The organism is Pseudomonas syringae group sp. J248-6, assembly GCF_032586995.1.
Classification (GTDB): Bacteria; Pseudomonadota; Gammaproteobacteria; order Pseudomonadales; family Pseudomonadaceae; genus Aquipseudomonas; species Aquipseudomonas amygdali.
The window spans coordinates 158,383-182,169 of record NZ_JAWHOP010000003.1 but is presented as its reverse complement, the minus strand read 5'-3'; the positions used below and the strand labels follow the sequence as shown (position 1 = coordinate 182,169).

The window sequence follows — 23,787 nt, the reverse complement described above, 5'->3', positions numbered from 1 at the left end:
TGGAACGCTCTAAAGACACTAGGAACCTGAATGTGTTCGTCTGGCTTAGCGCTGAGTTTCGAGTTTGCTGTCCAGTATGTAGGGCAGATCACTCATTTGCAGCGCTGCGCCTTCTGGCGAGCCAAGATTTATATGGCCATTTTCTGCCGCATCGCCCTGCAATACGGCGAGCAGTTCAACATTCTGGCCGGACTGTGCGGCGATGACCACGTTGCCCACGGCGCTGGCGTGTACCGGCGAAAACAGTGCCGTACCCGGCTCGGGGATTTCTTCGCTGCTCAGGGTCAGGCGGTAGAGCCTGCGTTTGAGTTTGCCCAGGTATTGCATGCGCGCAACGATTTCCTGGCCGGTGTAGCAGCCCTTCTTGAAGCTGACGCCGCCGACCGCCTGCAGGTTGATCATCTGCGGGATGAATTCCTCGCGGGTGCTGCCAAATACCTGGCCGATGCCGGCGCGTATCTGACCCAGCAGCCAGTCATTGAGCGGGCCTTCGCTCAACTGCGAAGCCAGCTGTGATTTGATGCTGTCTGCCTGCCCGGCGCGTACCCAGAGCTCGGCCCGGCCCGGGGAGACGCGGATTGCGAGGAGCTCATTGGCTCGCACCACCGCATCGGTTTCCTGCGCCAGATTCAGGCCCAGGCCGACCAGCGCGCTGTCGCCATCCTGCAGGCCGAAGCGCACCCATTCTGCGCTTTCGTCAGTCAGTTTCGATTTGGAGAACACTGCGTATTTACGCAGGTCCAGCAATTGCGGCTCGATCAGCTCGCTGGCCATCGCCAGCAGGCAACCGTCGCCTTCGAAAACGATGCGAAAACTCGACTGCATCCGGCCCTTCTGCGTGCAGCGGGCACCGAGGCTGGACTTGTCTTCATTCAGATAATTGAGGTTGCACGTCAGCTGACCCTGAAGAAACTTGCTGGCATCCACGCCGCGAACGGCGAGAACGCCCTCATGGGATAGCGTGCAGAAAAAAGCTTTTTGGGTCATGGTCATCGCAGATTGGGAAAAAAGTCCGGGGGCACATCATAGTGCCGAGTCGAGGTTATGCATACGGGGTACGTGAAAACTGCTGCGACCATTGCAAGATTCGCGTGCCCGGCTCACGGCTGTATACTTGCCGCCTACTTTGAGGAGCGCTCCATGGTCGAAGACGTCGAACTCAACCGCCTTTACTGGCACAGCCGCCGTGGCATGCTTGAACTGGACGTGCTGCTGGTGCCGTTTGTCCGTGAGGTCTATCCGCATTTGAATGACGTGGACCGCGATCTGTATCGCCGTCTGCTCACTTGTGAAGATCAGGACATGTTCGGCTGGTTCATGCAGCGCGCCGAGTCAGAGGATGCTGAATTGCAACGTATGGTTCGCATGATTCTGGATCGTGTCCAGCCCAAGTGATCGATTTGAATGTCACTGGCAGGCCTCGCGCCTGCTGCTGACGGCGTATCTCGCCGTTCAGTTGCTGGCGCTGGTCGCGCTGTCCTGGCTGAACATCGCTTCGTGGGCGTTGGCACTGGGTGTGCTGTTTTGCTTGATGCATGCTGCCTGGACGTTGCCGCGCTCGATTCTGCTCAGTCATCCGGCAGCCTTCACCGCGCTTAAGCGCGATCATCAAGGCTGGCAATTGTGGAATCAACGCGACGGCTGGCAGCCCGTGCAGTTATGTCCGGACAGCCTTGCGTTACCGTTGGTCGTGATTCTGCGTTTTCGCACGGTTATCGCAGGCCGGCCGGGCCGCCCGATAAAAAGCTGCTGTATCCCGCTTGATGCGCTGACACCGGACATTCACCGGCATCTGCGCGTGCGCCTGAAGTTCAGCCGACGTAAGTGGGCGGTACCAGAATAGTGTCCAGCGCCTCCGGCAACATGTCGGGATAGTCCAGTGTGTAATGCAGGCCACGGCTTTCCTTGCGCTGCATGGCCGAGCAGATCATCAGTTCCGCGACCTGCGCCAGATTGCGCAACTCGATCAGGTCACGGCTGACCTTGTAGTTGCTGTAGAACTCGTCGATCTCATCCAGTAACAAACGCACACGGTGCTGAGCGCGTTGCAGGCGCTTGTTGGTACGCACAATGCCGACGTAGTCCCACATGAATCGTCTCAGTTCATCCCAGTTGTGCGCGATGATCACGTCTTCGTCCGAATCAGTGACCTGGCTGGCATCCCAGGCCGGAAGGTCGGTGGGCATCTGTACGTCGGCCAGTTGCTGCTCGATGTCTGTCGCTGCCGAGCGGGCATACACGAAGCACTCCAGCAGTGAGTTGCTGGCCATGCGGTTGGCGCCGTGCAGGCCTGTGAAGCTGGTCTCGCCGATGGCGTACAGACCGGGCACGTCGGTGTGGCCCTTGCTGTCCACCATGACACCGCCACAGGTGTAATGCGCTGCCGGGACCACCGGAATCGGCTGGCGAGTGATGTCGATGGAGAATTCCAGGCAGCGCTCGTAGACGGTTGGGAAGTGCGTCTTGATGAAGGCTTCCGGTTTGTGGCTGATGTCCAGATAGACACAGTCGATACCCAGTCGCTTCATTTCGTGGTCTATCGCGCGGGCCACGATATCGCGAGGGGCCAGTTCTGCCCGTTCGTCGAACCGTTGCATGAAGCGCTCGCCGTTGGGCAGCTTTAGGTAGGCGCCTTCACCGCGAAGTGCTTCTGTGATCAGAAAGCTCTTGGCTTGCGGGTGATACAGGCAAGTGGGGTGAAACTGGTTGAACTCGAGGTTCGCCACTCTGCAACCGGAACGCCAGGCCATGGCGATGCCATCGCCGCACGCACCGTCGGGGTTGCTGGTGTACAGATAGACCTTGGCAGCGCCACCTGACGCGAGGATGGTAAAGCGCGCGCCGTAGGTATCCACTTCGCCGCTGGTGCGATTGAGTACATAAGCGCCCAGGCAGCGCTGGCCTTGCAGCCCAAGACGGCGTTCGGTGATCAGGTCGATGGCGGCGCGCTGCTCGAGCAGTTCGATATTCGGCCGTTTACGGGCCTGTTCAAGCAGGGTGCGAAAGATAGCTGCGCCTGTGGCATCGGCGGCGTGGATTATCCGCCGGTGGCTGTGGCCGCCTTCGCGTGTCAGGTGGAATTCAAAGCCGCTTTCATCGCTATCTGCGTCATCGCCCCGAGTGAAAGGCACGCCCTGATCAATCAGCCACTGAATGGCCTCGCGGCTGTGCTCGACGGTGAAACGCACCGCTTCTTCGTTGCAAAGGCCGCCGCCGGCATTCAGCGTGTCTTCAACATGAGACTGCACGGTATCGGTGTCATCCAGTACCGCTGCCACACCGCCCTGGGCCCAGAATGTCGAGCCATTGGCCAGATCGCCTTTGCTCAGCACTGCGATGCTCAGGTGGCCGGGGAGGGTCAATGCCAGGCTCAGCCCGGCAGCGCCACTGCCAATTACCAGTACGTCATGCTGAAAATGTTGACTCATCTGCGAATTCTGCCCTTGGCGACCACTAGTATAAGTATTGGGGTAACGGCACAATAGCCACGCCTACATGGCAATGTGAGACCACGGCGGGTATGGATTGTGCTCCAGTCCCGGATGTCATGCATATTGTTTTCCCTGTTATCTGTTACTGGAAATGCTCCAGTGCACTGATTTCAAAGAACTTTGTGCAGTGTGCGGCTCACACCTGTGATTGTGTCAATGGAACTTTTTGCCAGGATCCATGCTCAATAGCAGGTTGCCTACACAGGAACAGCGTCGTTTTCGCAGGGTTAGATAAGTGATCATCAACTGCGAGAATGGCGACAAGACTATTCACGCAGCCGACCGTGTCGAGCTGCGTTTTTCGTGCAGGCTTTACGATGGCCCGCAGGAAACTTGCTTGAAGGGGGAGAACTTTTGCGAAAAGCCCGAGTCTATGTTTGCGAGCCTGAACAATGTCAGTTGCAACACTCCTTCATGCTTAACGAGGAGTGTTCATGCTAACCCAGGAAGAGGATCAGCAGCTTGTCGAGCGCGTACAGCGTGGCGATACGCGAGCATTTGATCTGTTGGTGCTGAAGTATCAGCACAAAATTCTAGGGTTGATCGTGCGATTCGTGCACGACACCCATGAGGCTCAGGACGTTGCACAGGAAGCCTTTATCAAGGCTTACCGTGCTCTCGGAAACTTTCGCGGTGACAGTGCTTTCTATACCTGGCTGTATCGCATCGCCATTAACACGGCGAAAAACTATTTGGTGTCGCGAGGTCGGCGTCCACCGGATAGCGATGTAAGGTCTGAAGACGCGGAGTTCTACGACGGCGATCATGGCCTCAAGGACATCGAGTCGCCGGAACGTGCATTGTTGAGAGATGAGATCGAGGGCACCGTCCATCGGACCATCCAGCTTCTCCCGGAAGATTTACGTACGGCACTAACTTTACGTGAATTCGATGGTCTGAGTTATGAAGACATTGCGAGCGTCATGCAGTGTCCTGTTGGTACCGTGCGCTCTCGGATCTTCCGCGCTCGGGAAGCCATCGATAAAGCCCTGCAGCCGTTGTTGCAGGAATCCTGAGACAGCGGCGATAGCCCAAGAGAGGAACCCGCCATGAGTCGTGAAGCCCTGCAGGAATCGCTGTCCGCGGTACTGGATAACGAAGCGGACGAACTGGAATTACGTCGGGTATTGAATGCCATTGACGATGCCGATACTCGTGCTACCTGGTCGCGTTACCAAGTCGCTCGTGCAGCTATGCATAAAGAGTTGCTGATCCCGCATCTGGATATTTCGGCTGCTGTATCTGCCGCAATCGCCGATGAAGTCAGCCCGCTCAAAGCAGCACGCGGACCTTGGCGCACGCTGGGTCGTCTGGCTGTTGCAGCATCGGTTACCGTAGCCGTTCTGGCCGGTGTCCGCATGTACAACAATGACGAGATTGCCGGCGCGCAACTGGCACAGCAGACCCAACAGCCTGCCAACCTGACCGTTCCACAAGTGAAAGGCCCTGCCGTACTGGCTGGCTACACTGAAAGCAACGAGCAGGCACCTGGTCCTATGGCCAACGGTGTGTTGCAGGGTGCTGGTCAAGGTGATCAACGTTTGCCTGGCTATCTGCGTCAGCACGCCCAGGAAGCAGCGTTGAAAGGTACTGAAAGCGCGCTGCCTTACGCACGTGCTGCGAGTCTGGAAAACCGTTAAGGAGGATCATGCGAGCCGTCCCTCTACTGCCATTACTGCTTGGTGGATGGCTTGCCCTCCCGGTACAGGCTGATGATGCGCAAGACGCAATCAATCGTCTTGCCAAGGTTGATCAGCAGCAGAGCTATCAAGGCACCTTTGTATACGAACGCAATGGTAGTTTTTCTACCCATCGAATCTGGCACCGCATAGCGGACGGTCATGTTCAGGAGCGTTTGTTGCAGCTTGATGGCTCTGCTCAGGAAGTGCTGCGTGTTGACGGACTCACACAGTGCGTCAGCGGCACGCTCGAAGCGGGTGTGGCCAATCCGGCCGACTCATCTGCCCGCGCATTCGATGTAAAAAGACTTTCCGCCTGGTACGACATAAAAATTGTCGGAAAATCCAGAGTGGCCGGTCGTCAGGCAACTATCGTTGCGCTGTCCCCCAAGGACCAGCATCGATACGGCCTCGAACTTCACCTGGATAACGAAACCGGTCTTGTGCTCAAGTCGCTTCTGTTGAGCGAGAAGGGGCAGTTGCTCGAACGTTTCCAGTTTACCGATCTCGATACCGCCGGCGTTCTGTCCGAGCAGTTGCTCAAGGCCAGCGCCGACTGCAAACCTGTGTCTGTGGTGAAAACCAAGCCCGAGCCGTCCATAAGTTCTGTGGCCTGGCATTCTGACTGGCTGCCGCCTGGTTTCGAAGTCAGCAGCAGTGGTGTGCGCAAGGACGCCTCCACGCAATCCTCCGTAACCCATCTGATGTATGGCGACGGTCTGGCGCGTTTTTCGGTGTTCATCGAGGCGGTGAAAGGCGGATCTTCCTCGGATATTCGCACCCAGTTAGGCCCGACGGTGGCTGTTTCGCGTCGCCTCACAACTCCGCAGGGTGACATGATGGTGACGGTCGTCGGAGAAATACCGATGGGTACCGCCGAGCGTATAGCCTTGTCGATGCGTAACGACGAATCTCCAGCCAAAAAATAAACATTTGAAGTCACGAATTCCAGGATGTAAAAATTTTCATCCTGGGTTTCAAGAGTCGCCAGGGCGCATTTAACCTGGCCTGGGCGCAGGTACTGAAATGTTTGGTGAGGTTTGCACGTTGCAAAAACTCTGGTTTTTTTCTATAGGTCACAGCCTCGCAGCTTTGGCCTTTTGTCGTTTCCAGAGGCCATGTCGCTGATCCAGGGATGAGCATCGCTGCTTGAGGTCTTTGAGTCAGTTGCTTGTACTGCTTAATTTTTTGCTCGTTACCAACGGGAGCCATATGTCGATACCACGCATGAAATCCTACTTTTCACTGATTGCCGCTGTGCTGATGCTCGGCCAGGTTGCTACGGCTCAAGCCGAGAACCTGCCGGACTTCACCGGGCTGGTCGAGCAGGCCTCGCCTGCAGTGGTGAATATCAGTACGCGCCAGAAGCTGCCGGACCGCGCCATAGCCAATCAGCAGATGCCTGATCTGGAAGGCTTGCCGCCCATGCTCCGCGAGTTTCTTGAGCGCAGCATGCCGCCAGGTTCGCGTCCGCCGGGAGCAGGCAAGGGTGATCGTCAGCGCGAGGCCCAGTCACTGGGCTCGGGCTTTATCATTTCTCCCGATGGCTACATTCTGACCAACAATCATGTGATCGACGGTGCCGACGAGATTCTTGTGCGCCTGTCTGATCGCAGCGAGCTGAAAGCCAAGCTGGTCGGCACCGACTCGCGTACCGACGTTGCGGTCCTGAAAATCGACGGCAAGGACCTTCCTACAGCTAAACTGGGCAACTCAAATACGCTCAAGGTGGGTGAGTGGGTGCTGGCGATCGGTTCGCCGTTCGGCTTCGATCATTCCGTGACCAAAGGCATCGTCAGTGCCAAGGGCCGCAGTCTGCCAAACGACACCTATGTGCCGTTCATTCAGACCGACGTTGCCATCAATCCGGGTAATTCGGGTGGCCCGCTGTTCAACATGGCCGGTGAGGTAGTCGGGATCAACTCGCAGATATTTACCCGCTCCGGTGGTTTCATGGGGCTGTCGTTCGCGATTCCGATTGACGTCGCCATGGACGTGGCCAATCAGCTCAAGGCCAGCGGTAAAGTCAGCCGTGGCTGGCTGGGTGTGGTTATCCAGGAAGTGAACAAGGACCTTGCCGAATCGTTTGGTCTGGACAAGCCTGCCGGTGCGCTGGTTGCCCAGGTGCTTGAAGATGGCCCGGCTGCCAAGGGTGGTCTGCAGGTCGGTGACGTAATTCTGAGTGCCAACGGCCAGCCAATCATCATGTCGGCTGACCTGCCGCACTTGATAGGCAACCTCAAGGACGGCAGCAAGGCCGAACTTGAAGTGATTCGCGACGGCAAGCGTCAGAAGCTGACGGTCACTGTTGGCGCGCTGCCTGATGAAGGTCAGGAAATGGGCGATGTTGCTGGCACAGGCGCCGAACGCAGCAGCAACCGTCTGGGCGTGTCAGTGATCGAACTGACTGCCGAGCAGAAGAAATCCCTGGACCTCAAGGGCGGTGTGGCCATCAAGGAAGTTACAGGTGGTCCGGCTTCGTTGATTGGCCTGCAGCCGGGTGATGTGATCACTCACCTGAACAATCAGGCGATTACCTCCAGTAAGCAGTTCACTGAGGTGGCGAAAAGCCTGCCCAAGGATCGCTCTGTTTCGATGCGCGTTCTGCGTCAGGGCCGTGCGACCTTCATCACCTTCAAGCTGTCCGAGTAACAGGGCGGTTTGACCGGGAAGGGTGGCTGCGGCCACCCTTTTTTGTACCTGTTTGTTTACCTTGCGCCTATCCGGGTACCTGTAAGCGTGACGCCTCTTGCTTAGTTCAGGTACAATTCCCGGCTATTTTTCGGCGGGCAATCTGCCTGCAACCTTTTTGAGTGTTGATCCGTGAGTGATTTGAGTCATATCCGCAATTTCTCCATCATCGCCCACATTGACCATGGCAAGTCGACGCTGGCCGACCGCTTCATTCAAATGTGCGGCGGCCTGTCCGAGCGCGAAATGGAAGCCCAGGTGCTCGACTCCATGGATCTTGAGCGCGAGCGCGGGATCACCATCAAGGCCCATAGCGTTACCCTGTATTACAAGGCCAAAGACGGTATCACCTACCAGTTGAACTTCATTGACACCCCGGGGCACGTCGACTTCACCTATGAAGTCAGCCGTTCGCTGGCCGCGTGCGAAGGTGCGTTGCTGGTGGTCGATGCAGGGCAGGGCGTCGAGGCTCAATCGGTCGCCAACTGCTACACCGCCATCGAGCAGGGCCTAGAGGTCATGCCGGTATTGAACAAGATGGACTTGCCGCAGGCCGATCCGGACCGCGTCAAGGAAGAGATCGAGAAGATCATCGGTATCGACGCCACCGATGCCGTGGCGTGCAGCGCCAAGAGCGGCATGGGCGTGGACGAGGTCCTCGAGCGTCTGGTAGCAACCATTCCCGCACCGACCGGCAACATCGAAGATCCGCTGCAAGCGTTGATCATCGATTCCTGGTTCGACAATTACCTGGGCGTCGTGTCTCTGGTGCGCGTGCGCCACGGTCGCGTCAAGAAAGGCGACAAGATCCTCGTCAAGTCCACCGGCAAGCTGCATCTGGTCGACAGCGTTGGCGTGTTCAACCCCAAGCACACGGCAACCGTTGATCTGAAAGCCGGCGAAGTGGGCTTTATCATTGCCGGTATCAAGGACATTCACGGCGCGCCGGTTGGTGACACCCTGACCCTGAGCACCACGCCCGATGTAGACGTGCTGCCCGGTTTCAAGCGTATCCAGCCTCAGGTATACGCCGGCCTGTTCCCGGTCAGCTCGGACGATTTCGAAGACTTCCGTGAAGCCCTGCAAAAGCTGACGCTGAATGACTCTTCGCTGCAATACCTGCCGGAAAGCTCCGATGCACTGGGCTTCGGCTTCCGTTGTGGCTTCCTCGGCATGCTCCACATGGAGATCATCCAGGAGCGTCTTGAGCGTGAATACAATCTCGACCTGATCACCACCGCGCCAACCGTAATCTTCGAGCTGTTGCTGAAGACCGGCGAAACGATTTATGTCGATAACCCGTCCAAACTGCCTGACCTGTCGTCCATCGAAGACATGCGCGAGCCTATCGTTCGCGCAAATATTCTTGTGCCGCAGGAGCACCTGGGCAACGTCATTACGTTGTGCATCGAAAAACGTGGCGTACAGCACGACATGCTGTTCCTCGGCACCCAGGTTCAGGTGAGCTACGATTTGCCGATGAACGAAGTGGTTCTGGACTTCTTCGATCGTCTCAAGTCTGTCAGCCGCGGTTATGCTTCGCTGGATTATCATTTTGATCGTTACCAGTCGGCCAACCTGGTCAAGCTCGACGTTCTGATCAACGCCGAGAAGGTCGATGCCCTGGCATTGATCGTTCACCGCGACAACGCTCATTACAAAGGGCGTGCGTTGACCGAGAAGATGAAAGAGCTGATCCCTCGACAAATGTTCGACGTGGCAATTCAGGCCGCCATTGGCGGTCAGATCGTGGCCCGGACAACCGTCAAGGCGCTTAGAAAGAACGTACTGGCCAAATGCTACGGCGGCGACGTCAGCCGCAAGCGTAAATTGCTGGAGAAGCAAAAGGCCGGTAAAAAACGCATGAAGCAGGTCGGCAACGTGGAAATTCCACAGGAAGCCTTCCTCGCAGTGCTCAGGTTGGAATAGTCAGGTCCTATGTCACTAAATTTTCCGCTGTTGTTGGTCATCGCTGTGTTCGTCTGTGGCGTGCTTGCACTGATTGATCTGGTCATCCTGGCGCCTCGTCGCCGGGCTGCCATTTCGAACTATCAGGGAAGCGTCGGCGAACCTGACATTGCTGTCGTAGAGCGCTTGAACAAAGAGCCTTTGCTGGTTGAGTACGGCAAATCGTTCTTTCCGGTGTTGTTTATCGTGCTGGTGCTTCGTTCGTTTCTGGTAGAGCCGTTCCAGATTCCTTCGGGCTCCATGAAGCCGACGCTGGATGTGGGTGATTTCATTCTGGTCAACAAGTTCGCGTACGGCATCCGCCTGCCGGTACTGGATCAGAAGGTCATCCAGCTCGGTGATCCGCAGCGTGGTGATGTGATGGTGTTCCGCTACCCAAGCGACCCAAGCGTCAACTACATCAAGCGTGTCGTCGGTCTGCCGGGTGATCGCATCCGCTACACCAGCGACAAGCGGTTGTTCATCAACGGTGAGCTGGTTGCCAAGAAACTGATCGGCACCGAGCCCGGTACACTGGGCAGCGCAGAACTGTACGAAGAACAACTGGGCGCAGTCGAACATCAGATCCGCCAGGAAATGAGCCGATACCGCGCGCCGCCTGACAGTGAGTGGACAGTGCCTGCTGCGCACTACTTCATGATGGGCGACAACCGCGACAACTCGAACGACAGCCGTTACTGGGACGATCCCAATATTCCCAAGGACGAACTGGGCATGGTCCCGGACAAGAACATCGTAGGCAAGGCGTTCGCCGTCTGGATGAGCTGGCCGGAACCGAAACTGAGCCACTTCCCTAATTTTGCACGCGTAGGGTTGATCAAGTAATCGATGCGGCGCTGCCTGGAGCAGCGCCGTATGTCATTTGGGCTGACTGGAAACGCCTCTGAACCCTGAGTCGACCCGGTCGGGCAGGCAGTGAACTCTCGAGGTTGAAGTCGAACATGACGTTCTCTACTTCTCAAAAAGGTTTTTCGCTAGTGGGATGGCTGTTGGTGCTGGCGCTTGCCGCGTTTGCGACGAGCACGGCCTTCAAGCTGGTCCCGCATTACCTCGACTACATGACGATGAAGAAAATCATCGAAACGGTCGACACCAATCAGGCCCTGGACATTACCACGGTCGACGATTTCTACGGTTATGTCGGTAAGAACATGCAGGTCAACAGCATTCGGGATATAGATTTGAACAAGGCGTTGAAAGTGACGGTGGAGAACAATGCGTTCAAAGCTCATTTGAACTATGAGCAGCGTGAACCGTGGTTCCAGAACATCGATCTGGTGATGAAGTTCGACAAGCAATTCAGTGTGGGTAAACCGTGAGCGTATCCTTGAGCCGCCTTGAGCGTCAGCTCGGCTATACCTTCAAGGATCAGGAACTGATGGTCCTGGCCCTGACCCATCGCAGTTTTGCCGGTCGCAACAACGAGCGTCTGGAATTTCTCGGTGATGCCATTCTCAACTTCGTGGCGGGTGAGGCGTTGTTCGAACGCTTCCCTCAGGCCCGCGAAGGCCAGTTGTCGCGCTTGCGTGCGCGCCTGGTGAAGGGTGAAACCCTTGCATTGCTGGCCCGTGGTTTCGATCTGGGCGAGTACCTTCGCCTGGGGTCCGGCGAGCTGAAAAGTGGTGGTTTCCGTCGCGAGTCGATTCTCGCCGACGCCCTTGAAGCGCTGATCGGGGCGATCTACCTGGACGCTGGCATGGAGGCTGCGCGCGAGCGCGTTCTGGCCTGGCTGACAACCGAGTTCGACAGCCTGACGCTGGTAGACACCAACAAGGACCCCAAGACCCGCCTGCAGGAATTTCTCCAGTCGCGGGCCTGCGAACTGCCGCGTTACGAGGTGGTGGATATCCAGGGTGAACCGCATTGCCGGACGTTTTTCGTCGAATGCGAGATCAACCTATTGAATGAAAAAAGCCGAGGACAGGGTGTCAGCCGCCGGATTGCCGAACAGGTAGCCGCAGCAGCTGCACTTATTGCCCTGGGCGTGGAGAACGGTCATGAATGATACAACCGCAACACGCTGTGGCTATGTTGCCATTGTCGGCCGTCCCAACGTAGGCAAGTCCACGCTGCTCAACCATATTCTCGGTCAAAAGCTGGCGATCACCTCGCGCAAGCCGCAGACCACGCGTCACAACATGCTCGGGATCAAGACCGAGGGTGCCGTGCAGGCGATCTATGTCGACACCCCCGGCATGCACAAGAATGGCGAGAAAGCGCTCAACCGCTACATGAACAAGACTGCTTCGGCTGCGTTGAAAGACGTCGACGTGGTGATCTTCGTCGTGGATCGCACCCGCTGGACCGACGAAGACCAGATGGTTCTGGAGCGCGTTCAGTATGTCCAGGGGCCGGTCATCCTGGCGATCAACAAGACCGATCGCATCGAAGACAAAAGCGATCTGATGCCGCATCTCGAGTGGCTGCAGGGCCAGTTGCCGAATGCGTCCATCGTGCCGATCTCCGCGCAGCATGGTCACAACCTCGAAGCGCTGGAAAGCCTGATTGCCTCGCACCTGCCCGAGAATGACCACTTCTTCCCGGAAGACCAGATCACCGATCGCAGCAGCCGCTTTCTGGCTGCCGAACTGGTCCGCGAGAAAATCATGCGCCAGTTGGGTGCCGAGCTTCCGTACCAGATCACCGTCGAGATCGAAGAATTCAAGCAGCAGGGCCGCACCCTGCATATCCATGCGCTGATTCTTGTCGAGCGCGATGGACAGAAGAAGATCATCATTGGCGACAAGGGCGATCGCATCAAGCGCATCGGCAGCGATGCGCGTCGTGACATGGAACTGCTGTTCGACTCCAAGGTGATGCTCAACCTGTGGGTCAAGGTCAAAGGTGGCTGGTCCGATGACGAGCGCGCACTGCGTTCCCTTGGCTACGGCGACCTCTAAGCTGTCCTTTCGCCCGACCTTGCTATGGTCGGGCGAACACTTCCCTTTCGAGCCAGCCTGATGAGCACGCCTACCGGCCAACCTGCTTATGTGCTCCACAGCCGTGCGTATCGCGAAAACAGCGCGCTGGTCGACTTCCTCACGCCTCAGGGCCGTCTGCGTGCCGTGCTGCGCAGTGCCAAGGGCAAGGCGGGTTCGCTGGCACGCCCATTCGTGCCCCTCGAGGTCGAGTTTCGAGGGCGAGGCGAGCTGAAGAATGTCGGCCGCATGGAAAGCGCGGGCGTCGCTACCTGGATGACCGGCGAGGCGTTATTCAGCGGCATGTACCTCAACGAGCTGCTGATTCGCCTGTTGCCTGCCGAAGATCCTCATCCTGCCGTGTTCGAACATTACGCTGCCACGCTGCTGGCCCTTTCTCTGGGGCGTCCGCTGGAGCCGTTGCTGCGTTCGTTCGAATGGCGGTTGCTGGATGACCTGGGCTATGGCTTCGCGATGGACGCCGACATCAACGGCGAACCGCTGGCCATTGATGGCATGTACCGCCTGCAAGTGGATGCCGGGCTTGAGCGTGTTTATCTGCTTCAGCCCGGCCTGTTTCAAGGCACAGAATTGCTGGCCATGTCCGAAGCGGACTGGAGCGTCCCCGGTGCGTTGTCTGCTGCCAAGCGTCTGATGCGTCAGGCGCTGGCTGTGCATCTGGGCGGCCGCCCACTTGTCAGTCGTGAACTGTTTCGCAAGCCTTGATCAGGCTTTATTCTCTACAGCCTGCTTCGACCAGCTCGCCCATTTTTCTGGAGACAACCGTGACCCAAAGCACTCGCATCCTTCTCGGCGTGAACATCGACCATGTAGCCACCTTGCGTCAGGCCCGTGGCACGCGCTACCCGGACCCGGTCAAGGCAGCACTGGACGCCGAAGAGGCAGGCGCCGACGGCATCACCGTTCACCTGCGTGAAGACCGTCGGCATATTCAGGAGCGCGACGTCCTGCTGCTCAAGGATGTCTTGCAGACCCGCATGAATTTCGAGATGGGCGTGACTGAGGAAATGCTCGCATTTGCCGAGCGCATTCGTCCTGCGCATATCTGCCTGGTGCCGGAGACACGCCAGGAGCTGACTACCGAAGGCGGGCTGGACGTCGCGGGCCAAGAAGCGCGGATCAAGGCAGCGGTCGAGCGGCTGGCGAAAATCGGCTGCGAGGTCTCGTTGTTCATCGACGCCGATGAGCGCCAGATCGCTGCTTCAAAGCGCGTCGGAGCGCCAGCCATCGAACTGCACACCGGGCGCTATGCCGATGCTCAGACCCCGACTGAAGTCGCCGAAGAACTGCAGCGGGTCGCCGACGGCGTAGCGTTTGGTCTCGCCCAGGGCCTGATCGTCAATGCCGGTCACGGCCTGCATTATCACAACGTCGAAGCGGTCGCCGCGATCAAGGGCATCAACGAACTGAACATCGGCCACGCGCTGGTGGCTCATGCTCTGTTCGTCGGCTTCAAGGCGGCAGTGGCCGAGATGAAAGCGTTGATCGTGGCGGCGGCCAGATAACTAATCCCTCAGGGCTTGCGCCCCACAATCACAGCGCGCATCGGCGCTGGCAAGCCTTCGACGGTCTTGCTGTGATCGGCAGGGTCCAGATAGTCGCTCAGTGACTGAAAGCGCATCCATTCGGTGCTGCGCTGTTCCTCGATCGTCGTATGGCTGACGTCGACGCAGCGCACATCGGTGAAGCCTGCGCGGCGCATCCACAGCTCCAGCGCGGGGACCGACGGCAGGAACCAGACGTTGCGCATCTGTGCGTAACGGTCTTCCGGCACCAGCACCTGATGAACATCGCCCGGCACTACCAGCGTTTCCATCACCAGCTCGCCGCCTTTTACCAGGCAGTCTTTCAACGCCAGCAAATGGTCGATGGGCGATTTGCGGTGATACAGCACGCCCATTGAAAACACCGTATCGAAGCCTTCCAGGTTGGCTGGCAAGTCCTCAAGTGCGAAGGGTAGATGCCAGGCGGGCAGGTCAGGCAGGTAGCGCTGCATGGCCTGAAACTGGCAGAAGAACAGCCAGTTGGGGTCAACACCAATCACGCTGTCAGCCCCGGCACCAAGCATGCGCCACTGGTAATAGCCGTTGCCGCAACCAACATCCAGAACGCGCTTGCCCTTCAGGTCCAGATGCGGCGATACCCGTGACCACTTCCAGTCAGAACGCCATTCGGTGTCGATATGTACGCCGAACACATTGAACGGCCCCTTGCGCCACGGCGACAGGCCTAATAATGCCTTGCGCAGCACAGTGCGGGTTTCGCCGTTGCACTCGGCTTGCAGGGTAAAGCTATCGTGCAGATCGATTCGCTCGGGCTGTAGGTCCGGAAGCGCATCCAGCGCACTTTGCCAGCGCTGCAAGTCACCATGCCCCTTGGCCATTTTCGTATCGAGCTGGGCTTGCAAGCCGTTTGCCCAGTCAGCCAGAGGGGTTCCCGCCAGACGGCGGACAAGAGGAGCGAGATCAATCATGGCAGGGCAATCAACGAGGTGAAGTTAAGGCATTGAAACCAGGGCACCACCTTGGAAAAACCGGCGGCGAGAAGACGTTGGCGGTGTTCTTCCAGGCTGTCGGGCTTCATCACGTTTTCGATGGCACTGCGTTTCTGGGCAATTTCCAGATCGCTGTAGCCGTTGGCGCGCTTGAAGGCGATGTGCAGATCCGTCAGCAGCGCATGCTCCTGCTCGTCATCAAAACGCAGTTTCTCCGAAAGGATCAACGCGCCGCCCGGCACCAGTGCGTCACGAATGCGACCGAGCAATGTCAGACGCTGCTCTGGGGCAATGAATTGCAGGGTGAAGTTAAGCGCGACCACCGAGGCAGGTTTGAACTCCAGCGCCAGAATGTCACCCTCGATGACCTGCACCGGCAACAGCTCCTGAAACATGGAATTCTGCGCATTGAGGTATTCACGGCAGCGTTCGACCATCGCACTGGAATTGTCTATCGCAATGACTTCACAGCCTTCGCTGCGTACATGGCGGCGCAAGGCTTGAGTCACGGCACCCAGCGAACTGCCAAGGTCGTAGAGCACGGTTTCCGGCTGGGCGAACTGTGCGGCAAGCACTCCGAGGTTTTCGACAATCGTCGGATAGCCGGGTACCGAGCGTTTGATCATGTCCGGGAAAACCCGCACGACGTCTTCGTTGAAGGCGAAGTCAGGCACCTGGGCCAGTGGCTGGGCGAAAATGCGGTCGGTTTCTTTGCTCACGGCGGTTCCGGCGAAGGCTTTGAAAAGCGGGCATTCTAGCCAAGTTGTCGCCGTGATGCATGGTGCAGCGCGTGCCTTCGGACAAGCCGCGGGCAAACGGTCAGTTCACCGTGACTGCGCATTCGAAGGTCTGCTCCGGCGCCACTTCCGGAGCCCACGGCTGCTGGTAGGTCATCACCAGTCGTCCGGTGCCTGCGTCGGTTGCCTTGTAGCGCCAGACTGACTGCCCGCCGCTGCCGACCATCTCCTTGCTCTCGGCGTTGGCATACACCTCTGGCCCAAGGCTGCGCAGGATGTTCTGCGCCGGGTTTTGGGTCAGCCAGCGAAAGCCGGTGGTCGGGTTGCTGGGCAGGGTGAGGATCAGCGTCTGTCCGCTCTGGAGCGTCAGTGGGCAGTCGTTTTCAGCCTCGATGGACACGATGTTCTTCGGTGTTTGCGCACAGGCCGTCAGCAGCGCAAGGCTCAACGGTGCAAGGAAACGGGCAGGGGTCATGGCAAGTTCCGGTTTTGCGAGACGAGGCGCAAGGATAACTGATCGGAGTTTTGTGGGGGAGTACAACAGGTGTCGCTCTGGATAGGACGCAGAGCGTCCAGAACCGCATTCCCACGCTGGAGCGTGCGGAACGAGAGGCGCCCGATAGAACACCTCTCGTGCCAGTTCAGCATGGGACCTGCGCAGTATCAATCTTTAGAACAACACCTTCACCACGTCCGCAAAGCGCTTGGCAAAGTGAACGGTGATGCCTTCCTTGAGATAGTCCGGCAGTTCTTCGAAGTTGCCACGGTTAGGCTCCGGAAGGATCAGTTCGTGGATCTTCTGACGCCGCGCGGCAATGACTTTCTCGCGTACCCCACCGATAGGCAGTACGTGCCCGGTCAGGGTCAGCTCGCCGGTCATGGCCACGCCTTTTTTCGGCGGCTGGTTACGCGCCAGGGACAGCAAGGCGCTGGCCATGGTAACGCCCGCGCTAGGGCCATCTTTCGGGGTTGCACCTTCGGGGACGTGTACGTGCACAAACGCCTCATCGAAGAACTTCGCATCGCCGCCAAACTTCGACAGGTTGGCGCTGACGTAGCTGTAGGCAATCTCAGCCGACTCTTTCATGACATCGCCCAGTTGCCCGGTCAGTTTGAAGCCGCGATTCAAGGTGTGAATGCGCGTTGCTTCAATCGGGAGCGTAGCGCCCCCCATACTGGTCCAGGCCAGGCCTGTGATCACACCGGTGCCTGACAGCACCTGTTCGCTGCGAAACACCGGCATGCCCAATGACGCTTCAAGGTCTTTCGGGCCGATCTTGATCACCGAGTCGGGCGTATCCAGCAGTTTGACCACCGCTTTACGCACCAGCTTGCCCAATTGTTTTTCCAGATGCCGCACACCGGCTTCGCGAGCGTAGCCTTCGATGACGGCGCGCAGGGCGCTGTCGCTGATGCTCAGCTTGTTTTTGGCAACACCGGCTTTCTCCAGTTGCTTGGGCCACAGGTGGCGTTTTGCAATCGCAAGCTTCTCTTCAGTGATATAGCCGGACAGGCGGATCACTTCCATGCGGTCAAGGAGCGGGCCGGGAATTGAGTCCAGAGTGTTGGCGGTGCATACGAACAGAACCTTGGAGAGGTCCAGACGCAGGTCCAGGTAGTGATCGAGGAATTCGACGTTCTGTTCCGGGTCCAGGGTTTCCAGCAGCGCAGACGCTGGGTCGCCTTGGTAGCTCTGGCCCATCTTGTCGATTTCATCGAGCATGATGACCGGGTTCATGACTTCTACATCTTTCAGGGCCTGCACCAGTTTGCCTGGCTGTGCGCCGATGTAGGTGCGGCGGTGGCCCTTGATTTCGGCCTCATCGCGCATGCCGCCCACGCTCAGGCGATAGAACGGTCGCCCCAGCGACTCGGCAATCGAGCGCCCGACGCTGGTCTTGCCGACCCCCGGTGGACCCACCAGCAGGACAATCGAGCCGCTGATCTCGCCTTTATAGGCACCCACCGCAAGAAACTCGAGAATGCGCGCCTTGATGTCATCCAGGCCGGCATGGTGTTGATCGAGCACTTTACGCGCGTGCTTGAGGTCCAGCTTGTCTTCGCCGTAGACACCCCACGGCAACGAACTGGTCCAGTCCAGATAATTGCGCGTCACGGCGTATTCCGGCGAGCCGGTTTCCAGCACCTTGAGCTTGCCTATTTCTTCGTCGAATTTCTTGCGCGCCTGCGGTGGCAGGGTCTTGCCTTCCAGTCGCTGCTCGAACTGTTCGATGTCTGCACTGCGGTCGTCCTTGCTCAGCCCCAGCTCCTGCTGAATGACCTTGAGCTGCTCCTTGAGGAAGAACTGACGCTGATGCTCGCCGATCTTGCGGTTGACCTCGGCAGAGATTTCCTTCTGCAGGCGGGCGACCTCGACCTCCTTGCGCAGCATCGGCAGGACTTTCTCCATGCGCCTGAGCATCGGCACGCAGTCGAGTACCTCTTGCAGCTCGACGCCGGTGGCCGAGGTGAGGGCGGCAGCGAAGTCGGTGAGCGGTGAAGGATCATTGGGGCTGAAGCGGTTGAGGTAATTCTTCAGTTCTTCGCTGTACAGCGGGTTGAGCGGCAGCAGCTCCTTGATCGCGTTGATCAAGGCCATGCCGTAAGCCTTTACCTCGTCGGTCGGATCGTTGGGTTGTTGCGGGTATTCAACTTCCACCAGATAAGGCGGACGGTGATGCTTGAGCCAGGTACGAATGCGCACACGGCTCAAGCCCTGCGCCACGAACTGCAACCGGCCATTTTCGCGGCTGGCGTGGTGAACCTTGACCAGAGTGCCATATTCGGGAAGCGCATCGGTCTTGAAGTGGCGCGGGTCTTCCTGAGGGGTGTCCATGAAGAACAACGCCAGCGAATGGTGCTCGGACTTGCTGACCAGTTCCAGCGTTTCGGCCCACGGTTCTTCGTTGACGATAACCGGCAAGACCTGCGCCGGAAAGAACGGACGGTTGTGGATTGGGATGATGTAAACCTTGTCGGGCAGGTTCTGGCCGGGCAAGGCAAGCGAGGTGCTGTCGGAGCTCAGAGACACGTCGTGCTCGTCTGCGTCATCGGGCAAATCTGGCGAGTCTGTCTGCTGGTCGCTCATGGGGCACCTGAGAAGTTGAACATGCTTCTTAGATGGGGCAGCAGCCCTCAGGTTTCAATAGTCTTGGTCGATAGTCTGTAAAGCGGTTGCAAAACCGTCATTTATTAGTTGTTGGTCCAGTCCGTGCTGGCCAGCGCTGGCTTATTTCATTTACGGCGCTGCCGTTATGGGTTGAATCAGGTATGACCAACGTATTTATTTCGGCATTACTGGCTGGACTATGGATGGCATCGGCTGCTAATGCATCGGCTTCTGCCTTTACCGCACAGGTACTCGACAAGCAGGGCAAGCCCCTTGCAGATGCAGTCGTGACGCTCAAAGGCCCGGCTGATCCGTCGCCCGCTGTGCTCAAGGCTGCCATGGACCAGCGCGACCAGGAGTTTGCCCCCCATGTGCTGGCTGTACATACCGGCACGCAGGTCAAGTTTCCCAACAGCGACAACATCCGCCATCAGGTTTATTCCTTTTCCCCGGCCAAGCGTTTCGAGTTGCGACTTTACGAAGGCACCCCCTCGGAACCGCTGTTGTTCGACAAGCCTGGTGTGGTAGTGCTGGGCTGCAACATCCATGACTGGATGGTCGGCTACATCTATGTCACGGACGAACCCTGGTTCGGCGTAACGGACAGCAATGGCCTGCTCAAACTGGATCAGGTGCCAGCCGGACATTACGCTGCCACGCTCTGGCATCCGCAAATTGAAGACATGCAGCCTGTATCGGGCGGTGAATTCGATGTGCCCGCATCGGGCCTCACCCAGCGTTTCAACCTCGCGGTCGAAGTGAAAGCCGAGGACAAACCCGGCAAGCCGGCCCCCGGTGGTTTCGGCGACGCTTTTCACAAGGCCGCACATGAATGAAATTTAAAGCCAGCTTTCAGGCGCGCATCGCCGGGGTTCTGATTGCCCTGTTGCTGATTGTCGTGGCCGCAGTTTTTCTCGCGGTCAAGGTTGCGACCGGCGACGCGGTGCGCACCCAGGCTCAGGCGCAACTGGAAGTGGGTAGCCGCGTGTTCGAGCGGTTGATTGATCTGCGTGGCAAGCGCCTGCGTGATGCCGTGCAACTGCTGGCGGCCGACTTCGGGTTTCGTGATGCTGTAGCGAGTGCCGACTCATCGACCATTCGATCGGTACTGCTCAATCATGGCAAACGCATCAATGCCAGCGATATGTTCCTGCTGGGCATGGATGGCGTGGTGGTTGCCAGTACCGAGAAAGAAGTGCCGGAGGGGTCCAGGTTTGTCTATGACCAGGCGCTGCGCAACGCCAAGCGTGCTGGTCAGTCAGTGCTTATTATTCCGGGGGGCGGAATACCTCATTTGCTGGTGGAAAGTACCGTGCTTGCGCCGCTGCCGATAGGCCGCGTGGTGATGGGCTTCACCATCGACAGTGGCATTGCCGAAGAGCTGCGTTCTCTCAGTGGGCTGGAAGTGTCGTTTCTCACGGTGGAAAACGGTCAGTCCGGTGATTTGATCAGTACCCAGCCGCCAGCCATGCACGCGGGGCTGGTCGAGCTGATGCGCAGTTCTTCAGAAGGGCAGATGCTGCTGACCGAGCAAGCGAACCTTAACTTCCTCAGCCAGACGCTGATGCTTGCCAAAAGCAGCAATGGCGACGGCGGACAAGTGATCGCGCTCCTGCAAAGCCCGCTGGACAAGGCCTATCAAGCGTTTGCGCCGCTGGATGAAAAGATTTTCTGGATTTCCATGATCGCATTGCTGGCGTCGCTGCTTGGTACGCTGGCGCTGGCCCGCAGCGTGTCGCTGCCTGTGCAGGAGCTGGCTATTGCGGCCAAACGTATTGGCGATGGCGACTATAAAACGCCGGTAACCCTGGTGCGCAGTGACGAATTGGGCATGCTCGCCGACGCGATCAACACCATGCAACAGGGCATCGCCGTGCGCGAAGGGCAGTTGGCTCACAACGCTCTGCACGACAACCTGACCGGCCTGCCCAATCGAGCGTTGGTGATGGAACGTCTTGGCAGTTTGATTGCGGCAAATCGCACGGTCGCCTTGCTGTACCTGGGCATCGAGAACCTGGCCACGATCAACGAAAGTGCGGGTGCCGAAGGCGTTGAGCAACTGTTACGCCAGTTGGGGCAGCGTTTGCAGGGCAATTTGCGGTCTGGCGACACGGTGGCACGGCTGAGTGCCAACGAGTTCTTGCTGTTGCTGGACAACACTGCCAGTGACGGCGCGGTGGGCATGGCCGATGCCGTGCAGCGTTTGCTCAGCGAGCCGCAACGTATCGACAACCATGATCTGATGCTTGAGTGCTGTATAGGCATCACGGTTTATCCGGAACACGGTGATTCGGCTCAGGAACTGGTCAACCGTGCGGCGATTGCACGCAAGGATGCAGCGTTCATTCCCGGTCGCCTGCAGATCTACCAGGACGGACGTGACCTCGCTCACCAGCGTCAGATATGTCTGATCCGCGACCTGCGCAAGGCTCCGCAGAATGGCGAGCTGATGCTCCATTACCAACCCAAACTGGATATCCGTCAGGGCTATGTTCGTCAGGCGGAAGCCCTGCTGCGCTGGACTCACCCGCGCTTTGGCAATGTTTCGCCAGCCGAATTCATCGTCCTGGCCGAGCGCACCGGTAGTATTAACCTGCTGACCAACTGGGTTATCGAAGAAGCAATGCGTCAGCTGGCCGAATGGCGCCAGCGCGGTCTGGTGCTGCAGGTATCGGTCAACATTTCCGCCGACGACCTGCTGGGCGACGATCTGGCCGGCTACGTCATGAAACTGCTCAAGCAATACGCGGTGCCTGCCGAACAACTGGTATTCGAGATAACCGAGAGCGCGGTCATGAGCGAGCCGGAGAAAGCCCTGGTGGTCCTGCACCGTCTACGCGACTGCGGCATCAGCCTGTCGGTCGATGACTTCGGCACCGGTTACTCGTCACTGGCCCACTTGAAGCGTTTGCCGGTGCAGGAGTTGAAAATCGACCAGTCGTTCGTGCGCAACCTGGATGAAACCAGCGAAGACGCGGTGATCGTGCGGTCGACCATTGAAATGAGCCACAACCTCGGACTCAAGGTGGTGGCAGAGGGTGTCGAGTACCAACACAGTCTGGACCTGCTCCGGCGGTGGCATTGCGATACGGCCCAGGGTTACCTGATCAGTCGGCCGCTGACAGCGTCAGCATTCGAGGCATGGATTGCTACGTATCAGGCATCACCCAGTCTTATGGTGAATTAATCCATGTCCTACAAGACATCATTACTGTTGGGTTATCTGTTGGCGGGCGTGGCAGGGGTTGTCCCGACGCTCGCGCTGGGCGACAACGGCCGGCTGATTGCCACGGGCGGCGCGACCAGCATTGAAGGCAGCGCCGGTGGCGGTATCACTCCATGGGCAGTGATCACCGGTTACAGCGAGCAGGGCGAGTGGGGCGCGACAGCCTTCGCCACGCACGTCAATCTGCCCGACTACAACCTTGATGTGGCAGGCCTCGCCGTCGCCTATGGCAACCGCGTCGAGTTTTCCTATGCTCACCAACGTTTCGATATCAGCAACCTGCAGCACAGGCTCAGTCTGCCGGACGACAACCTCAGTCAGGACGTGTTCGGCGTCAAAGTGCGCCTGTTCGGCGACCTGATCTATGAAAGCCTGCCGCAGGTTTCGCTGGGCGTGCAGTACAAGCATCAGAACGATTTCCTGATCCCGAGTCTGGTGGGTGCCAAGCGTGATTCGGATGTCGAAGGGTATCTGACGGCCAGTCGGCTGTTCATGGGCGCGGCGTTTGGCTACAACGTCGTGGTCAACGGTGGCATGCGTTACAGCCGCGCCAACGAAACCGGCCTGCTCGGGTTTGGCGGGGACCGGCGTGACAGCCGCAGTCTGCTCAAGGAGGGCTCGGTAGCGGTGCTGTTCAATCCGCGCTGGGCGCTGGGCGTCGAATATCGCGAAAAGCCGGATAACCTTTCGTTTGCTGGAGAAAGCGACTGGGCAGATGTGTTTCTCGGTTATTTCCCCAACAAGCACTTGTCCGTTGTATTGGCCTACGCCCGTCTGGGCGAAATCGCCACGCTGGATAACCAGAACGGCACTTATCTGTCTGTGCAGGGGAGTTTCTGATGAGACGCTTGCTGATCTGTCTGATGCTGACGGTACTGGCCGGTTGCGCCCAACAGCAACAGCCCCCCAAGGATGACAGTCTGTATCGAGACCTTGGCCAGCGTGCCGGCATCCAGCGCATCGTCGAAGGCATGCTCATGAACGTGGCCAAGGATGACCGGATTGTCGAGCACTTCAAGAAAGTCGACATCGTGCGTCTGCGCGACAAACTGGTCGAGCAGTTCTGCGTCGAAGCGGGCGGCCCGTGCCGCTACACCGGTGACAGCATGGCCGAGTCGCACAAGGGCCAGAACCTTACCCCCAGCGACTTCAACGCGCTGGTTGAAAACCTGATCGCAGCGATGGACACCGAAAACGTTCCGGTTCCGGTCCAGAACCGTTTGATAGCCCGGTTGGCGCCAATGCGTGGCGACGTGGTTGGCAAGTAATTCGTAGCCTTTAAATGCACTCTGACTATCGTGCCAATGCTCCGCGTCCAGGATCGGACGCAGAGCGTCCAGAACGGCATTCCCACGCTGGAGCGTGCGGAACGATAGTCTTCAGGGAGAGCACTTACGCGAGAACACTATCGTGCCAATGCTCCGCGTTGGCATGCCGTTGGTGACGCTCCGCG

General features: G+C 58.2%; 23 protein-coding genes. 17 read left to right on the top strand and 6 right to left on the bottom strand.

Annotated features, from left to right (window positions below):
* Positions 1-45: 45 nt before the first annotated feature.
* Positions 46-987: a folate-binding protein YgfZ gene (locus tag RYC17_RS05155; RefSeq protein ID WP_316902610.1), complete on the bottom strand. Its 942-nt coding sequence runs from the start codon at positions 985-987 to the stop codon at positions 46-48.
* Between the two features lie 153 nt (positions 988-1,140).
* Between RYC17_RS05155 and RYC17_RS05150 the strand changes: the two genes are divergently transcribed.
* Together RYC17_RS05150 and RYC17_RS05145 are read left to right on the top strand one after the other, a co-directional pair.
* The gene (locus RYC17_RS05150) at positions 1,141-1,395 is read left to right on the top strand and encodes a succinate dehydrogenase assembly factor 2 (RefSeq protein ID WP_003378499.1); all 255 of its coding nucleotides are present in this window, start codon (positions 1,141-1,143) and stop codon (positions 1,393-1,395) included.
* Positions 1,379-1,843: a protein YgfX gene (locus tag RYC17_RS05145; RefSeq protein WP_316902609.1), complete on the top strand. Its 465-nt coding sequence runs from the start codon at positions 1,379-1,381 to the stop codon at positions 1,841-1,843. The genes RYC17_RS05150 and RYC17_RS05145 overlap by 17 nt, the downstream gene beginning before the upstream one ends.
* Here the strand turns inward: RYC17_RS05145 and nadB are convergent.
* Complete coding sequence (gene nadB / locus RYC17_RS05140) at positions 1,812-3,428, bottom strand: L-aspartate oxidase (protein WP_316902608.1); 1,617 nt, start codon at positions 3,426-3,428, stop codon at positions 1,812-1,814. The two genes, RYC17_RS05145 and nadB, sit on opposite strands and share 32 nt — an antisense overlap.
* A 497-nt stretch (positions 3,429-3,925) precedes the next feature.
* Between nadB and rpoE the strand changes: the two genes are divergently transcribed.
* From rpoE to pdxJ, 11 genes are all read left to right on the top strand, one after another.
* Positions 3,926-4,507 (top strand): RNA polymerase sigma factor RpoE, encoded by a 582-nt coding sequence (gene rpoE / locus RYC17_RS05135; protein WP_002554912.1) that lies wholly within the window; start codon positions 3,926-3,928, stop codon positions 4,505-4,507.
* A 33-nt stretch (positions 4,508-4,540) separates the two neighbouring features.
* Positions 4,541-5,131 (top strand): anti sigma-E factor RseA C-terminal domain-containing protein, encoded by a 591-nt coding sequence (locus RYC17_RS05130; protein WP_058400817.1) that lies wholly within the window; start codon positions 4,541-4,543, stop codon positions 5,129-5,131.
* An 8-nt stretch (positions 5,132-5,139) separates the two neighbouring features.
* The gene (locus RYC17_RS05125) at positions 5,140-6,099 is read left to right on the top strand and encodes a MucB/RseB C-terminal domain-containing protein (protein WP_058400818.1); all 960 of its coding nucleotides are present in this window, start codon (positions 5,140-5,142) and stop codon (positions 6,097-6,099) included.
* Positions 6,100-6,397: 298 nt separating this feature from the next.
* The gene (locus RYC17_RS05120) at positions 6,398-7,822 is read left to right on the top strand and encodes a DegQ family serine endoprotease (protein ID WP_227447902.1); all 1,425 of its coding nucleotides are present in this window, start codon (positions 6,398-6,400) and stop codon (positions 7,820-7,822) included.
* Positions 7,823-7,993: 171 nt separating this feature from the next.
* Complete coding sequence (lepA, locus tag RYC17_RS05115) at positions 7,994-9,790, top strand: translation elongation factor 4 (RefSeq protein WP_010200891.1); 1,797 nt, start codon at positions 7,994-7,996, stop codon at positions 9,788-9,790.
* A gap of 9 nt (positions 9,791-9,799) precedes the next feature.
* Positions 9,800-10,654: a signal peptidase I gene (gene lepB, locus RYC17_RS05110; protein WP_002554908.1), complete on the top strand. Its 855-nt coding sequence runs from the start codon at positions 9,800-9,802 to the stop codon at positions 10,652-10,654.
* A 116-nt stretch (positions 10,655-10,770) separates the two neighbouring features.
* A complete protein-coding gene (locus tag RYC17_RS05105) occupies positions 10,771-11,148 on the top strand; it encodes a DUF4845 domain-containing protein (RefSeq protein ID WP_219170053.1) in 378 nt (125 codons plus the stop codon).
* Positions 11,145-11,834, top strand: coding sequence for a ribonuclease III (rnc, locus tag RYC17_RS05100; RefSeq protein WP_002554906.1), 690 nt, complete (start codon positions 11,145-11,147; stop codon positions 11,832-11,834). Before RYC17_RS05105 ends, rnc begins: the two co-directional genes overlap by 4 nt.
* Complete coding sequence (gene era / locus RYC17_RS05095) at positions 11,827-12,729, top strand: GTPase Era (protein ID WP_003363707.1); 903 nt, start codon at positions 11,827-11,829, stop codon at positions 12,727-12,729. Before rnc ends, era begins: the two co-directional genes overlap by 8 nt.
* A 60-nt stretch (positions 12,730-12,789) precedes the next feature.
* The gene (gene recO, locus RYC17_RS05090) at positions 12,790-13,473 is read left to right on the top strand and encodes a DNA repair protein RecO (protein ID WP_316902607.1); all 684 of its coding nucleotides are present in this window, start codon (positions 12,790-12,792) and stop codon (positions 13,471-13,473) included.
* A 59-nt stretch (positions 13,474-13,532) separates the two neighbouring features.
* Positions 13,533-14,273, top strand: coding sequence for a pyridoxine 5'-phosphate synthase (gene pdxJ, locus RYC17_RS05085; protein ID WP_005746594.1), 741 nt, complete (start codon positions 13,533-13,535; stop codon positions 14,271-14,273).
* Between the two features lie 8 nt (positions 14,274-14,281).
* Here the strand turns inward: pdxJ and cmoB are convergent, their stop codons facing one another.
* From cmoB to lon, 4 genes are all read right to left on the bottom strand, one after another.
* Positions 14,282-15,241: a tRNA 5-methoxyuridine(34)/uridine 5-oxyacetic acid(34) synthase CmoB gene (cmoB, locus tag RYC17_RS05080; protein WP_122258639.1), complete on the bottom strand. Its 960-nt coding sequence runs from the start codon at positions 15,239-15,241 to the stop codon at positions 14,282-14,284.
* On the bottom strand, positions 15,238-15,981 hold the full coding sequence (cmoA, locus tag RYC17_RS05075; RefSeq protein WP_044317872.1) for a carboxy-S-adenosyl-L-methionine synthase CmoA: 744 nt from the start codon (positions 15,979-15,981) through the stop codon (positions 15,238-15,240). Before cmoA ends, cmoB begins: the two co-directional genes overlap by 4 nt.
* A gap of 100 nt (positions 15,982-16,081) precedes the next feature.
* Positions 16,082-16,474, bottom strand: coding sequence for a protease inhibitor I42 family protein (locus RYC17_RS05070; RefSeq protein ID WP_122280728.1), 393 nt, complete (start codon positions 16,472-16,474; stop codon positions 16,082-16,084).
* 195 nt (positions 16,475-16,669) lie between these two features.
* A complete protein-coding gene (lon, locus tag RYC17_RS05065; RefSeq protein ID WP_058400823.1) occupies positions 16,670-19,087 on the bottom strand; it encodes an endopeptidase La in 2,418 nt (805 codons plus the stop codon).
* 182 nt (positions 19,088-19,269) lie between these two features.
* On the opposite strand from lon, the gene RYC17_RS05060 reads away from it, so the two are divergent.
* Genes RYC17_RS05060 through RYC17_RS05045 form a run of 4 tightly spaced genes read left to right on the top strand, consistent with a single transcriptional unit; the run spans position 19,270 to position 23,602 of the window.
* On the top strand, positions 19,270-19,944 hold the full coding sequence (locus RYC17_RS05060) for a methylamine utilization protein (RefSeq protein WP_057401522.1): 675 nt from the start codon (positions 19,270-19,272) through the stop codon (positions 19,942-19,944).
* Positions 19,941-22,295: an EAL domain-containing protein gene (locus RYC17_RS05055; protein WP_219170019.1), complete on the top strand. Its 2,355-nt coding sequence runs from the start codon at positions 19,941-19,943 to the stop codon at positions 22,293-22,295. The genes RYC17_RS05060 and RYC17_RS05055 overlap by 4 nt, the downstream gene beginning before the upstream one ends.
* 3 nt (positions 22,296-22,298) lie before the next feature.
* Positions 22,299-23,174, top strand: a complete 876-nt coding sequence (locus RYC17_RS05050; RefSeq protein WP_058408047.1) for a DUF3034 family protein — start codon at positions 22,299-22,301, stop codon at positions 23,172-23,174.
* Entirely contained in the window at positions 23,174-23,602 is a 429-nt protein-coding gene (locus RYC17_RS05045; protein WP_058400825.1) for a group I truncated hemoglobin, read from the top strand. The genes RYC17_RS05050 and RYC17_RS05045 overlap by 1 nt, the downstream gene beginning before the upstream one ends.
* Positions 23,603-23,787: the final 185 nt, after the last annotated feature.

What these genes read in the sequence shown, in the direction of transcription:
- RYC17_RS05045 (WP_058400825.1), top strand. Translation starts at nt 23,174, where the DNA reads ATGAGACGCTTGCTGATCTGTCTGATGCTGACGGTACTGGCCGGTTGC.
- RYC17_RS05120 (WP_227447902.1), top strand. Translation starts at nt 6,398, where the DNA reads ATGAAATCCTACTTTTCACTGATTGCCGCTGTGCTGATGCTCGGCCAG.
- RYC17_RS05125 (WP_058400818.1), top strand. Translation starts at nt 5,140, where the DNA reads ATGCGAGCCGTCCCTCTACTGCCATTACTGCTTGGTGGATGGCTTGCC.
- RYC17_RS05050 (WP_058408047.1), top strand. Translation starts at nt 22,299, where the DNA reads ATGTCCTACAAGACATCATTACTGTTGGGTTATCTGTTGGCGGGCGTG.
- lon (WP_058400823.1), bottom strand. Translation starts at nt 19,087, where the DNA reads ATGAGCGACCAGCAGACAGACTCGCCAGATTTGCCCGATGACGCAGAC.
- RYC17_RS05150 (WP_003378499.1), top strand. Translation starts at nt 1,141, where the DNA reads ATGGTCGAAGACGTCGAACTCAACCGCCTTTACTGGCACAGCCGCCGT.
- rpoE (WP_002554912.1), top strand. Translation starts at nt 3,926, where the DNA reads ATGCTAACCCAGGAAGAGGATCAGCAGCTTGTCGAGCGCGTACAGCGT.
- RYC17_RS05055 (WP_219170019.1), top strand. Translation starts at nt 19,941, where the DNA reads ATGAAATTTAAAGCCAGCTTTCAGGCGCGCATCGCCGGGGTTCTGATT.
- era (WP_003363707.1), top strand. Translation starts at nt 11,827, where the DNA reads ATGAATGATACAACCGCAACACGCTGTGGCTATGTTGCCATTGTCGGC.
- RYC17_RS05070 (WP_122280728.1), bottom strand. Translation starts at nt 16,474, where the DNA reads ATGACCCCTGCCCGTTTCCTTGCACCGTTGAGCCTTGCGCTGCTGACG.
- nadB (WP_316902608.1), bottom strand. Translation starts at nt 3,428, where the DNA reads ATGAGTCAACATTTTCAGCATGACGTACTGGTAATTGGCAGTGGCGCT.
- cmoB (WP_122258639.1), bottom strand. Translation starts at nt 15,241, where the DNA reads ATGATTGATCTCGCTCCTCTTGTCCGCCGTCTGGCGGGAACCCCTCTG.
- RYC17_RS05130 (WP_058400817.1), top strand. Translation starts at nt 4,541, where the DNA reads ATGAGTCGTGAAGCCCTGCAGGAATCGCTGTCCGCGGTACTGGATAAC.
- RYC17_RS05105 (WP_219170053.1), top strand. Translation starts at nt 10,771, where the DNA reads ATGACGTTCTCTACTTCTCAAAAAGGTTTTTCGCTAGTGGGATGGCTG.
- RYC17_RS05155 (WP_316902610.1), bottom strand. Translation starts at nt 987, where the DNA reads ATGACCCAAAAAGCTTTTTTCTGCACGCTATCCCATGAGGGCGTTCTC.
- lepB (WP_002554908.1), top strand. Translation starts at nt 9,800, where the DNA reads ATGTCACTAAATTTTCCGCTGTTGTTGGTCATCGCTGTGTTCGTCTGT.
- recO (WP_316902607.1), top strand. Translation starts at nt 12,790, where the DNA reads ATGAGCACGCCTACCGGCCAACCTGCTTATGTGCTCCACAGCCGTGCG.
- RYC17_RS05060 (WP_057401522.1), top strand. Translation starts at nt 19,270, where the DNA reads ATGACCAACGTATTTATTTCGGCATTACTGGCTGGACTATGGATGGCA.